Below are 12,854 nucleotides of genomic sequence, written 5' to 3'. Positions count from 1 at the left end.
AATCGGTTTTAGACAGCTCCCGGTGGATGAGTACAGTGGTTGCCTATGGGACGAGTGACGCTTCAAGATGTGGCAAAGGCAGCCGGAGTTTCAACGGCGACGGTTTCCTGGGCTGTAAACGATAATCAAAAGGTTCGTATTCCCGAAGTCACGCGTAAGAAAGTTCGTAAGGTCGCGCGCGAGTTGGGCTATCACCCCAATGCGCTCGCAAAGGGGTTGGCGCGCGGAGAGTCTTCGCTGATTGGGTTCATCAGCGACGGCGTGGCGACCACCCCGTTCGCTGGTCAGGTCATTCGCGGGGCCCAAGATGAGGCATGGCGTAACGGCAGGATTCTGCTGATTGTCGATACCGGCGGAAAGGCGTCGATCGAGCATTCGGCTTTCGAATTCATGCTCGAGCACCAGGTCGAGGGAATCATCTATTCCACATGGACCCACCGCGTGATCGTCCCTCCTTCCGAGCTTCGTCCTTCGAAAAGCGTTTTGGTGAATTGCTTCGACAAGAACCATGATTTCCAGGCCGTGGTCCCCGATGAACGCCAGGGCGGACGTGCCGCCACGCAGCTGCTGCTTGATCACGGGCATAAACGAATCGCTTTTCTGAACGATCCCAATCCTTCGCCGGCCTCTTCGGGGCGTCTCGAGGGCTATCGCGATGCTCTTGAAAGGGCGGGAATCGTCTTCGACCCCTCTCTCGTCATCAACGCTCAGGCCGACCAGGAAGGCGGCTACGGTAGCGTCGACAAGCTGTTGGACACGCATGCCACCGCCGCTTTTTGCCACAACGATCGTTTGGCGATGGGCCTTTATGATGCGTTGCGCGAGCGGGGTCTCAAGGTGCCCGAGGATATTTCATTGGTGGGCTTCGACAACCAGGAAGTGGTTTCGGCCCATCTTCATCCGGCGCTGAGCACTGTGGGTCTGCCGCAATACGAGCTCGGTGTGTTGGGGGTTCGTGCCCTGATCGACCTGGTCGATGAGGGCAGTGATGGCGGGCAGCCGGACGGTCCCTTGCTGGTCGAATGCCCGCCGGTGCTGCGTCACTCGATTGCGAGCGCTTGACACCATCAAACAGTGTGCTATTATTCAATTAATGTTTATTGCTTAAGCGATTAAACATAAGCATAGGAATGGTTGTTGTCGTATGGGATTTTGGCCGTGCAAAGTCTTGTGCGCCCGAGCCGATGCCGATGACGGCATCAAAGAAAGGTTGAAATGAAGCTGTATTATCAATTCCCGGGCACATGGTTTGGCGACTGTATGCCGTTCGGCAAGGGGGATGATTTCTTCCTCTTCCATCAGCGGGATAACCGTAATCCTGGCCCGTTCGGCGAACCTTTTGGCTGGTCGTTGGCCACGACCAAGGATTTTGTCCACTACAAGGACTGTGGTACGGCGATTCCGCGTGGAGCGGACGATGCCCAGGACCAGTTCATCTATGCGGGCAGCGTCTTTGACGGCGAAGGCCAGTACCACGCTTTCTATACCGGCTATAACCGTGATTATGAAGCGCAGGGCAAGGCGTCTCAGGTATTGATGCATGCCGTAAGTGATGATCTCTATCACTGGACGAAAACCGAAGACAAGCTCACCTTCACGCCGCAGCCGGGCTATGACCCCGACGACTGGCGCGACCCGTGGGTGATCCGCGATGATGAGCATGACCAGTACCTGCTGATTCTCGGTGCCCGTAAGATCGGCCCCAAAACCCAGCAGACCGGCCGCACCGTCAAGTTCACTTCCAAGGACCTCAAAAACTGGAAGTTCGAAGGTGATTTCTGGGCTCCTGGCCTGTTCACCATGCATGAGATGCCCGACCTGTTCAAGATGGGCGATTGGTGGTATCACATAGTCACCGAGTACAGCGACAAGCACGGCATGGTCTACCGCATGGCCAAAAGCCTTGAGGGCCCGTGGATCGCGCCTGTCGATGACGCTTTCGACGGCAGCACCTATTACGCCGGACGCACGTTCGAGCTCAATGGCAAGCGCGTGCTTTTCGGCTGGGTCGGCACCAAGGAAGACAACGACGATACCAAGAACTACGAGTGGGGCGGCACGTTCGTGCCCCACGAGGTCTATCAGCGCGCCGATGGCACGTTGGGCTGCCGTCCGGTCGATACGCTCTGGGATGCGTTCAACGAGCGCGAACCCATCACTGATGTCACCATCGATTCCCCCTACGAGCGCAAGGAAACGACCCTCGTGCACAATGCCGGGGATCTGTATTCCTTCGAAGCCGACGTGACGTTCGGCGAAGGCACCCGTTCGTTCGGCTTGCGGCTGCGCAAGAATGAGGAGGACGGCAAGTCCTACCAGTTCATCTTCAAGGTGGGCGAGAACCGCTACCTCTTCGAGGGCAGCCCGAACATGCCGTGGTTCACCAATATGAACATCGGCGTGGAGCGTCCGATCCAGCTCGAGGCCGGCAAGACCTACCATGTCCAGGTTGTCGTCGACGACACCATCGCCACAATCTATGTCGATGGAGTCGCGCTGAACGCCCGGATGTACCAGAAGCCTGGTGATGATCTGACCATGTTCGTCACCGATGGTTCTCTGAAAATCACCAATGCGTCTGTAGCGCGTGGAATCAAGGAGTGATGATTGCCTTTGGGCGACCGCGGCCGGTGTAGTACCCCTCTACGGCGATTGCTCATAGACAAACAACATTTAAGTGGATAAGATTTTTCTTATCTGCTTAAGCGCTTAATTTTCATTCGCTAGTTCGGATCGCGTGTCGATCCGAACCAGCGGATATTAGTTACAAAGAAGTAAGAGTCATTGGAGGTAATGATGAAACGAATCACGAAAGTGATCGCCCTGGCCAGCGCTGCGGCGATGTCGCTGGGAGTGCTGGGAGCCTGCGGGAGCTCGAGTTCCAGCTCGAGCAAGGGCCATGTGTACTATTTGAGTGCCAAGCCTGAGCAGCAGGACCAGTTCAAGGAAATTGCAAAGAACTTCACCAAGGAAACCGGCATCCCCGTCGATGTCTCCGTGGCTTCCTCCGGGTCCGCCGACCAGACGCTGAAGAGCGAGCTGGCGAAGTCCCAGGCGCCCACCATGTTCGATGTCGACAACAACGATTTCGACAACTGGAAAGACTATTATGCCGACATGTCCGGCACGTCCATGTACAAGGATCTCGAGAAGTCCGATTATGCCATGAAGAACGGCGACAAGATCGGCGCGGTTCCCTACGTCATGGAACGCTACGGCATCATCTACAACAAGGCGATCCTCAAGAAGTACTTCGACGCCGATTGGTCAACCATCAAGTCCATCGACAAGGTCAACAACTTCAAGGCGCTGAAGACGGTGGCAGATGAGATTCAGAAGCACAAGGACGATCTGGGCGTGAAGGGTGCGTTCTCCTCCGCCGGTTTCGATTCCAGCTCGAGCGGCCGTTTCGGCGATCAGCTGGCGCACATCCCGGTGTATTACGAATACAAGGATCAGAACACCACCGTCGAGCCCCCGACTGTGACCGGCAAGTATCTGCCGGGTATGCAGAACATTTTCGATCTCTACATCAAGGATTCCACGGTGGCTCCTTCGCAGCTTTCCGGAGCGACGATGGACGATTCCAACTCGGAGTTCGCACTCGGTGAGGCCGCCTTTATTCAGAACGGTACCTGGTCGTACCCCCAGCTCAAGGGCCAGAAGGTCGCTGACAAGGACATGGGTGTGCTGCCGATCTACATCGGTGTTCCCGGCGAGGAGAAGCAGGGCCTGACGGTCAGCTTCATGTACTTCGCCATGAACAAGAACTCCTCCGAGGCCGACCAGAAGGCCACCAAGCAGTTCCTGGACTACATCCTGAAGAACAACTCGGCCCGCAAGATCGTCACCGACGAGATGGGCTTCGAAACCCCGTTCAAGTCCTATGCCAAGGCCGGATTCAAGAGCAAGAACCCGATTCACCGTGCCAACGACGCTTATGCCAAGGCCGGCGACTACGAGACCGTGATCTACCCGCTGCCTACCCAGCAGTGGAAGAACGGCATGTCCGACGCTCTGCTTGAGTACGCTCAGGGCACCAGCAAGTGGGATAAGGTCAAGACCGCGTTCGTCAACGGTTGGGCGACTGAGTACAAGACGGTCAACCACAAGAAGTGACGGCATTCAAGCGGTGGCGGATTTGATCCGTTGGTATCGGATTGTTTTCGCCGCCGCTTAACGAAATGCCTCTTTTATGTGGGTAGGATATTGTGCCTTACGGCATGAATGTCCTACCCACGTTTTGTTTTCAAGACAAACACGAAGAGTGACTAGACGGCAGCGCGGGCACAGAAACTTGAGAATTCGGCACAGAACAGGGATACGCGGACTTCTGTGATTCGGGATTTCGGTGAATACGTGCGTTCGTATCGAACGCCTAGGTATCTTCCGTTACTCCTTGCGCGGTGGGGCGGTGGAGGTGCGGAACACGATTTGCGGGTCCAATGTTTCGTGTTTGATTGAGGTTTTTTCGCCGTTGAGGAGTTGAAGGGTGGATTGTGCGATGGTGGCTCCCATTTCCTTGGGATTTTGATGCACGGTGGTCAGGCCGACCTGGGAAGCGTAATCGATGTCGTCGAATCCCACGATGGAGATATCTTCTGGGACCCGATAACCGAACTGCCGTAAGCGTGCCATCAGCGGCACCGCAAGAGAGTCCTGTTGGCAGCATATGGCCGTCGGCATGTGGTCAAGCGCAAACAGTTTTGCCAAAGCGCTGTCGACAATATGCTCGTCGTTGGGGATGTCGATGACCACCGGGTTGATTCCGGCTTCCTTGCATGCGTTTTTGAACCCTTCCTGTCGAAGCATCGCGCTGAAACGCAACATTCCCGAGATTTTGGGGAAGAAGGGGAAGGTGATGAACACGATATCCTTATGACCTATCGAAATCAGATGCTTCGTGATGAGCTGCATCGCTCCCAGGTCATCGACGGAAATCGAGGCGGAAAACGCGTCTTCGGGTATTGCGTTGATGCCGGTGATGGGCACGTTCATGCTGTGCAGTCGAGGTGCCTCGTCACGGTTGATGTCGAAGGAAGTGACGATGACGGCGTCGACATTGCGACGGATGGGGAGGTTTTCGAAGAATGCATGCCGCTCGTCGCTTGAGAGGATCTGATAGAAGGCGATATCGTAGCCCGCAGGTTGGAATACGCTGTTCAGGCCTTCGTAGACCTGCGCATTGAACCAGGTTGAGGACCGGTCGTTATTGAGCATGGCTATCCGGTAGGTCTGCCCGGTCTGGAAAACGGAAGCCGATCTTGAGATTGAGAAATCCAGCTCTTTCGCGGCGGCGGTAACTTTGTTTTTTGTCTTTTCGGCTACGAGATCGGGGTGCTTGAACGTTCTGGAAACGGTTGCAATGGAAACGCCGGCAAGCTTGGCTACATCTTCAATATTAGTTTGCATCAGGCCTCCATTGTGTAAATGAGCAAGATACCTATCAGAGTACACTCAAAATCCTCTTAAAACTACCGAATCGTTTATTTCCTTTCCTGTTTTCGCCATAACCAAATGGAAAAGCGAAAAAGGAAGACGAAAATCAGTGGAATTCCGAATGGATTTTTCTTGCTGGTTGTATTACCGGTTGACAAATTTTTTGAATGCGTTTACAATTTTTGAACGTCAATGGTAAAGAAGCCATTGCGAGGAAATGGGTTTCAAGGAGGAAAGTATGAAAAAGGGTTATTCGATTCTGGCCGCAGGGCTTGCGCTGGCTATGTGCGCGAGTATGGCGGCTTGCGGATCGAGCTCGAAAGGCAAAGATACCGCGGCTGCTGACGGTGTCTACTATCTGAACAACAAGCCTGAAATCGCCAACAGCATGAAGGATCTGGCAAAGGCGTACACGAAGGAAACCGGAGTTCCCTTTACGGTGCAGACCGCGGCTTCCGGCACCTATCAGCAGGCGTTGAAGTCCGAATTGGCCAAGAGCGCGCCGCCCACCCTCTTCCAGGTTGAAGGACCGGTCGTCCTCAATACATGGAAGGATTATGCCGCAGAGATGAGCGACACCGAGATCTACAAGCAGTTGAAGGACCAGTCCTCGGTCCTGCGCTCGCAGGATGGCAAGCAGGTGCTTGCGGTGCCGGTGGTCACGGAGACCTATGGCTTGATTTATCGCAAGGATCTTTTGAAGAAGTACTTCGATATGCCGGGTGCGAGCATCAAGAGTGTCAAGGACATCAAGGACTTCAAGAGCTTGAAGACGGTGGCCGATGAGATTCAGGCCAACAAGGACAAGATTGGCGTCAAGGGCGCGTTCACTTCCATGGGCTTCGACAGCTCGACCAACTGGCGTTGGAACATTCACCTTTCCAATATCCCGCTTGCTTATGAGTTCGAGAAGGACAACATCACCAAGCAGCCTGAAGCAATCAAGGGCACCTATCTGCCGCAGCTCAAGCAGATCGCCGATCTGTATCTGAAGGATTCCACGGCGGCCACCAGCGAGCTGAGCGGCAAGACCATGAATGACGCCGTCGATGACCTGACCGCCGGCGATGCAGTGTTCTTCCAGAATGGTTCGTGGGCTTGGCCCGACTTGGTGCAGGGTGGCCTGAAGGCCGACCAGGTGGGTGCGATTCCGATTTACATTGGCGCCGATGGCGAGAGCGAGCACGGCATGGCCACTGGTTCGGAGACGTTCTGGAGCATCAACAAGAAGGCGAGCCCGAAGGCCCAGAAGGCCACGAAGGACTTCCTGAAGTGGCTGATTACCTCGGACACTGGCCGTAAGACCTGGTCGAAGACGATGGGCTTCACCACGCAGTTCAAGACCTTCACCGGCAAGTACGACAGCGGAAACCCGATCATGAAGGCCTCCGACGCCTATAGGAAGGCTGGCAAGAAGAACGTGGCTTGGGACTTCGTCTACATTCCCAGCGAGGAATGGAAGACCGATATGTCCAATGCGTTGCTTGAGTATTCCCAGGGCACCGGTTCGTGGGATAAGGTCAAGTCGGCCTTCGTCGACAATTGGGCCAAGGAATACAAGGCTGCTGCTTCGAAGCAATGAAGCAGCTGACCGATAATTCTCAAAGGCACCGGCAGATCCATATATCTGCCGGCGCCTTTTGTCTGAAGGAATTGCGGATCGTGCGGCAGGTAAGTGGTACGGGATTTCGCGCTTGAAATAAAATCGAGGAGGGATACCGGTTTTCTCGAAGGGTTCGAAAGTAAATTCGTTTAGAATTCAGTGCATTATATGGAAACGATTTCAGTCTAAGATCGTTAATTCCCGACCCGTCTTCGATACCGCAGGGGCGCGTTCCTGATTGTCAGGAAAATGAAGATTGCCGGATGGGTATATACCCTTTTAAATCGTTGATATTTCAAGAGTTCTTCGCAATATTATGTTAATAATAATATATTTATCCGGTTAAATGTAAAAATTTAATAACAGAGTCGTATTTGATATATAGCAATGGATTTTATTGTTAGTTGACAATTTTTTTGAATGCGTTTACAATTTCTTGAAATTACCTTTTCGCAGTGACGGATTGTCGCTATGAAAGTATTTCAAGGAGGAAAGTATGAAAAGGGGTTATTCGATTTTGGCTGCCGGGCTTGCGCTGGCTATGTGCGCAAGTATGGGGGCCTGCGGATCGAGCTCGAAGAGCAGTGATACCGCCGCTGCTGACGGTGTCTACTATCTGAACAACAAGCCTGAAATCGCTAGCAGCATGAAGGAACTCGGCGAGGAATACACCAAGCAGACCGGTGTTCCGTTCACGGTGCAGACCGCGGCTTCCGGCACCTACGCGCAGACGCTCAAGTCCGAGCTGGCCAAGAGCGCGCCGCCCACATTGTTCATGGTTGAGGGCCCCGTCATGCTCAATCGCTGGAAGAACTACGCCGGTAATATGAGCGACACCGAAGTCTACAAGCAGCTTAAGGATCAAACCGCCGCGCTGAAGTCCTCAGACGGCAGCCAGGTGCTTTCCGTCCCCGTCGTCACGGAGACCTATGGCTTGATTTATCGCAAGGATCTTTTGAAGAAGTACTTCGATATGCCGGGTGCAAGCATCAAGAGCGTCAAGGACATCAAGGACTACAAGTCCCTGAAGACGGTGGCCGATGAGATTCAGGCCAACAAGAACAAGCTCGGAGTCAAGGGAGCGTTTACCTCGATGGGCTTCGATCCGTCTACCTCTTGGCGTTGGAACACGCATCTTATGAACATCCCGCTTGCCTACGAGTTTGAGAAGGACCATATCACTTCCCAGACTGCGACGGTCAAGGGCACCTATCTGCCGCAGTTCAAGCAGATCACCGATCTGTATCTGAAGGATTCCACGACTCCTGCCAGCGAATTGAGCGGCAAGAACATGAACGACGCAACCGATGATCTCACTTCCGGGCAGGCCGTCTTCTTCCAGAACGGTTCATGGGCTTGGCCCGATCTGGTGCAGGGTGGCATGAAGGCCGACCAGATCGGCGCGATCCCGATCTACACGGGTATCGAGGGCGAGAGCGAGCACGGCATGTCTACCGGTTCTGAGACTTTCTGGTGCATCAACAAGAAGGCGAGCCCGAAGGCTCAGAAGGCCACGAAGGACTTCCTGAAGTGGCTGATCACTTCGGATACCGGCCGCAAGACCTGGTCGAAGACGATGGGCTTCACTACGCAGTTCAAGACTTTCACCGGCAAGTATGCCAGCGACAACCCCATCATGCAATCTTCGGAAGCCTATAGGAAGGCCGGCAAGAAGAACGTGGCTTGGGACTTCGTCTACAACCCCAGCGATCAGTGGAAGAACAACCTCTCCGACGCCATCCTTGAGTATGCTCAAGGCACCGGAAACTGGGATAAGGTCAAGACAGCCTTTGTCGACAAGTGGGCGACCGAATATAAGGCCGCTGCCGGCGCAAAGAGCTGATCTGATCCTACTGATATAAGCAAATTAGCCAAGATGGATGGGCGCTGCGGGAATTTTCCTCGGCGCCCACCTATTTCAAGCCCTTGCCGCAGGGTCGCCGAAATTGCGCTTGAGCCAGTTGATAAACAGCGGCAACCACTGTTGCACGCCCTCGTCGACACCAGTCGGATCGCCGGCCCCTGCCACGTCGGCGTTCGCCAGCGAGAGGCCGTGGTGACCGGTGGGGAAGAAGTGGGCCTCGACGTCTGTTCCGGCGTGTACGCAGGCGGCGAACGTCATTTCCGCACCCTCAACGGGCACCAGTTCGTCGGGCACGGTGTGCCAGATGAAAGTCGGCGGGGTCTTGGCGTCGATATGCTTGTCGATCGAGACCTCCTCAAGCAGCGCCGGATCGTTCTTGCGATCGGCTCCAAGCAGTTTGTCGAAGCTGTCGCGGTGGGCGTACTTGCCGGAAGTGGTCACGGCATAGCCGAGCATCAGCCCGTTCGGCCGCACCTCGTCCGGGTCATAGCCGTGCGCGCGCATGGTCTCGTCGCCTGCGGTGGTGGCGAGATTGCCGGCGAGATGCCCGCCAGCGGAGAATCCGGCGACGATGATGGCGTCGGGCTTGATATGCCAGGCTTCGGCGTTGCTCCGCAGCAGTTTCATGGCTTCTGCGGCTTCGAGCAGTGCGGTGGGATAGACGGATGGGGCGCAGGAATAGCGCAGGATGGCCGCGTTGTAGCCGGCAGCTAGAACCTTGAGCGCAATGGGCTCGGCTTCGCGCTCGCTGGTAAACACGTATCCTCCGCCGGGGATGACGAGCACGGTGGGGCGCCGACGTTGCGGATTCATTTCCTCGCTGTTGTCGATGGAATAGACGGTGAGCTCGGCTTTGCTGCCGTCAATGCCGTCGATGGTTTTGTTGATATACTGCATTGTTTCCAGCCTTCTTGATGGTGTTGTGGTTCAACCGGTGTTACGCATCGTTGGAATATGATCTGTCTAATTGATCATTATGCTGTTACGAGCAGACCTTGAGCTGCGGTGAGCAGTTTTTGCGGCATGCGCAACCTCCGTTAAGCCTTCTGCGACGGGTCCATGTGCGATGATGTAAAAACCGGCCGAAAGTTGTGGATGCCCGCAGAACATGGATTGGGCAGTGCAAAGATACGGGCATGGTGCGTGCCATCGCGTGGTTGCTGCTTTATTCTAGTAGTTTTTAGTATTTTATAACATTCACCTTCTGGCCCATATTATGGAGGCTATCAGAAGGATTTAAGGTTTGCGGATAGACTTGTCTCATTATCGCCTGAGAAGTGATTGAGGCGCGAAAAGGCACGCATTCAGGCAGATAACAGCGGCGAAAGAAGGATTTTATGACAAGCTCGCAAACGCAAGCAACATCCGATCGCGGTTCGGTTTCCCAGGGCGCTGGCGCTGATACGCCAGGGGACATTAGCGGCATTACCGGGGAAGATTACCTCGGCTACCGGCCTGTCGGCGACGGAGCCGGCGTCGAGATCGATGGCGTTCCGAACTCTCGTGGCATCGGCGGCTACCCGACGGCGGACGGGCACAAGTTGCGCGGCGGGCTGTTCTTCCGGACCGCTGGCCTCAATTTTTTGGGTGAGCACGGTATCGCTGATTTGCACCGGCTGAATGTCAAGGAAGTGGTGGATTTGCGCGATCCGCTTGAAATTGAGCAATGGCCGTATACGCTTCCCGATGACATCCACGTTGACCGCGTTCCGCTGCTGAAGACCACCATGACCGAGAACGGCGGCATGAAGAACGTGGCCAAAGGCATCGATATGGCCGAGATGTACCACGATATCGTCTTCGGCTCGGCCGAGCAGATTGTGCTTATCCTGCGCAAGCTACTGAAGGATGACGGTCATCCGATGCTCATCCATTGCACCGCTGGCAAGGACCGCACCGGCATCACCGCGGGCATCCTGATGAGTTTGCTCGGCGTGAGCGACGACATGGTGGTCTCCTGCTATGCCCAGTCCGGCGCGAATCTCGGCGACGCATTCAAGAAAGCCGTGCTGAGTGGCCTGACCAGCGATGAAAAGGGCGTCGGCCAGATCACGGCGGCTCAGACCGCGATGCTCGCCTCGCCGCCGGAGCTGATGCGTGGCGTGCTCGTCGGCATTAAGAGCGAATACGGAGACGTGGAGCAATATTGCCTGCAAAACGGCATGAGCGCGGACGAAGTGGCCGGTTTGCGCGCCCTGTTTGTGCTCTAGGTAATGGATTTATCGTCATGTTGCCGGAATTTGCAAACCGTGGATTCCAGCAATGTGGGGCATTCCACGTTTTCTGAGCGCAAGAAGGCGCAGGTGGATATAGACTTAGAAGGTATGCGTTTGGACTCCAGCGAAGTCCTGGACGCTAAGTGCTTAGGCGGAATGAGGGAGAATCGGAAAGATAAATCGGTTGCCTTTTCCGCTGAAGAAAAGTCAAGTTGAAAGGCTAACAATGACGGAAGCTGTAGCAAATATCGGAGTCGTCGGTCTGGCGGCAATGGGTTCGAACCTCGCAAGGAATCTCGCGCATCATGGCAACACCGTGGCGCTTTACAACCGCCATTATGAGCGTACCGAAAAGCTTATGAAGGATCATGGCGACGAAGGCAAGTTCGTTCCCGCTAAGACCATTGACGAGTTCGTGGCCTCCCTGACCAAGCCGCGTACGGCCATCATCCTGGTCAAGGCCGGCGCGCCGACCGACGCGATGATCGAGGCGCTCGCCGATGCCATGGATCCGGGCGACATCATCGTCGACGGCGGCAACGCCTACTTCAAAGACACCATCCGCCGTGAGAAGGAAATCCGCGCCCGCGGTCTGCACTTCGTCGGCTGCGGCGTTTCCGGTGGCGAGGAAGGCGCGCTGAACGGCCCGTCCATGATGCCCGGCGGCACTGATGAATCCTGGAAGACCCTCGGCCCGATCCTCAAGTCCATCGCGGCCAAGGCGGAAGGCGAGCCCTGCGTCACCCACATCGGCGAGAACGGCGCCGGCCACTTCGTCAAGATGGTGCACAATGGCATCGAGTACGCCGACATGCAGCTCATCGCCGAAAGCTACGACCTGATGCGTCGCGGCATGGGCATGACTCCCGACGAGATCGGCGACGTGTTCGAGTCTTGGGACAAGACCGAGCTCAATTCCTACCTCATCGAGATTACTGCCGATTTGCTGCACGAGAAGGACAAGAAGACCGGCAAGCCGCTGGTTGACATCATCGTCGACCAGGCCGGTATGAAGGGCACCGGCACCTGGACGGTCCAGACCGCCCTCGAGATCGGCACCCCGGTCACCGCGATTGCGGAAGGCGTGTTCGCTCGCGGCCTTTCCGACCAGACCGAACTGCGTGAAGGCGCCGCCAAGCAGAACCTGACCGGCCCTGACGGCAAGATTACGTTCGCAAACGACGACGAGCGCAAGGCCTTCATTGAAGACATCCGTCAAGCGCTCTACGCCTCCAAGATCGTCTCCTACGCCCAGGGCTTCCAGGAGATCAGCGACGGAGCCAAGCAGTACGACTGGAAGATTGATCTGGCCGCGGTTGCTCGCATCTGGCGCGGCGGCTGCATCATTCGTGCCCAGTTCCTCAATGTCGTTTCCGACGCGTTCGAGTCCGGCGAGGCCAATGTCTCGCTGCTCTTCGCTCCGTACTTCAAGAACGCCATCGAGAAGGCACAGGCTTCCTGGCGTCGCGTCGTCGGCAAGGCCGCGAGCTGCGGCATCCCCGCACCGGTCTTCTCGACCTCGCTTTCCTACTATGACGGCCTGCGCTCCAAGCGTCTGCCCGCCACCATCATCCAGGCCCAGCGTGATCTCTTCGGCGCGCACACCTACGGCCGCGTCGATGAGCCCGGCGTCTTCCACACCCTGTGGGCCGAGCCTGGTCGCCCGGAAGAAAAGATGAGCGACTGATTGCGGACTCGGACTCTTCGACCGGCTTGGCTGGCTGATTAATCA

General features: G+C 55.7%; 9 protein-coding genes. 7 read left to right on the top strand and 2 right to left on the bottom strand.

From position 1 onward, the window contains the following. Positions 1-45: 45 nt before the first annotated feature. The 3 genes from OZX74_RS08540 to OZX74_RS08530 all read left to right on the top strand — a co-directional run bounded on the left by OZX74_RS08540 (position 46) and on the right by OZX74_RS08530 (position 4,119). Entirely contained in the window at positions 46-1,062 is a 1,017-nt protein-coding gene (locus tag OZX74_RS08540) for a LacI family DNA-binding transcriptional regulator (protein ID WP_277156484.1), read from the top strand. Positions 1,063-1,215: 153 nt separating this feature from the next. Beyond that, on the top strand, positions 1,216-2,604 hold the full coding sequence (locus tag OZX74_RS08535; RefSeq protein WP_277156483.1) for a glycoside hydrolase family 32 protein: 1,389 nt from the start codon (positions 1,216-1,218) through the stop codon (positions 2,602-2,604). 189 nt (positions 2,605-2,793) lie between these two features. Beyond that, positions 2,794-4,119 (top strand): ABC transporter substrate-binding protein, encoded by a 1,326-nt coding sequence (locus OZX74_RS08530; protein WP_277156482.1) that lies wholly within the window; start codon positions 2,794-2,796, stop codon positions 4,117-4,119. A 273-nt stretch (positions 4,120-4,392) separates the two neighbouring features. On the opposite strand, the gene OZX74_RS08525 is transcribed toward OZX74_RS08530, so the two are convergent. Further along, entirely contained in the window at positions 4,393-5,412 is a 1,020-nt protein-coding gene (locus tag OZX74_RS08525) for a LacI family DNA-binding transcriptional regulator (protein ID WP_277156481.1), read from the bottom strand. A 265-nt stretch (positions 5,413-5,677) separates the two neighbouring features. Here OZX74_RS08525 and OZX74_RS08520 point away from each other — a divergent pair, with 265 nt between their 5' ends. Together OZX74_RS08520 and OZX74_RS08515 are read left to right on the top strand one after the other, a co-directional pair. Further along, positions 5,678-7,021 carry an ABC transporter substrate-binding protein gene (locus OZX74_RS08520; protein WP_277156480.1) on the top strand — a complete coding sequence of 448 codons (1,344 nt, stop codon included), beginning with the start codon at positions 5,678-5,680 and terminating at the stop codon, positions 7,019-7,021. A 517-nt stretch (positions 7,022-7,538) separates the two neighbouring features. Then, positions 7,539-8,885: an ABC transporter substrate-binding protein gene (locus tag OZX74_RS08515; protein ID WP_277156479.1), complete on the top strand. Its 1,347-nt coding sequence runs from the start codon at positions 7,539-7,541 to the stop codon at positions 8,883-8,885. Between the two features lie 75 nt (positions 8,886-8,960). Here the strand turns inward: OZX74_RS08515 and OZX74_RS08510 are convergent, their stop codons facing one another. Continuing rightward, positions 8,961-9,803: an alpha/beta hydrolase gene (locus OZX74_RS08510; RefSeq protein WP_277156478.1), complete on the bottom strand. Its 843-nt coding sequence runs from the start codon at positions 9,801-9,803 to the stop codon at positions 8,961-8,963. A 440-nt stretch (positions 9,804-10,243) separates the two neighbouring features. Between OZX74_RS08510 and OZX74_RS08505 the strand changes: the two genes are divergently transcribed. After that, on the top strand, positions 10,244-11,116 hold the full coding sequence (locus OZX74_RS08505; RefSeq protein ID WP_277156477.1) for a tyrosine-protein phosphatase: 873 nt from the start codon (positions 10,244-10,246) through the stop codon (positions 11,114-11,116). Between the two features lie 232 nt (positions 11,117-11,348). Continuing rightward, positions 11,349-12,809 carry an NADP-dependent phosphogluconate dehydrogenase gene (gene gndA / locus OZX74_RS08500; RefSeq protein ID WP_277156476.1) on the top strand — a complete coding sequence of 487 codons (1,461 nt, stop codon included), beginning with the start codon at positions 11,349-11,351 and terminating at the stop codon, positions 12,807-12,809. Positions 12,810-12,854: the final 45 nt, after the last annotated feature.

The sequence above is a fragment of the Bifidobacterium sp. ESL0798 genome (assembly GCF_029395415.1).
In the GTDB taxonomy this organism is placed as follows: Bacteria; Actinomycetota; Actinomycetes; order Actinomycetales; family Bifidobacteriaceae; genus Bifidobacterium.
This window is presented reverse-complemented; position numbering and strand designations above follow the sequence as displayed.

Coding starts and splice junctions, on each gene's coding strand:
- OZX74_RS08530 (WP_277156482.1), top strand. CDS start 2,794: ATGATGAAACGAATCACGAAAGTGATCGCCCTGGCCAGCGCTGCGGCG.
- OZX74_RS08515 (WP_277156479.1), top strand. CDS start 7,539: ATGAAAAGGGGTTATTCGATTTTGGCTGCCGGGCTTGCGCTGGCTATG.
- OZX74_RS08510 (WP_277156478.1), bottom strand. CDS start 9,803: ATGCAGTATATCAACAAAACCATCGACGGCATTGACGGCAGCAAAGCC.
- OZX74_RS08520 (WP_277156480.1), top strand. CDS start 5,678: ATGAAAAAGGGTTATTCGATTCTGGCCGCAGGGCTTGCGCTGGCTATG.
- OZX74_RS08505 (WP_277156477.1), top strand. CDS start 10,244: ATGACAAGCTCGCAAACGCAAGCAACATCCGATCGCGGTTCGGTTTCC.
- gndA (WP_277156476.1), top strand. CDS start 11,349: ATGACGGAAGCTGTAGCAAATATCGGAGTCGTCGGTCTGGCGGCAATG.
- OZX74_RS08535 (WP_277156483.1), top strand. CDS start 1,216: ATGAAGCTGTATTATCAATTCCCGGGCACATGGTTTGGCGACTGTATG.
- OZX74_RS08540 (WP_277156484.1), top strand. CDS start 46: ATGGGACGAGTGACGCTTCAAGATGTGGCAAAGGCAGCCGGAGTTTCA.
- OZX74_RS08525 (WP_277156481.1), bottom strand. CDS start 5,412: ATGCAAACTAATATTGAAGATGTAGCCAAGCTTGCCGGCGTTTCCATT.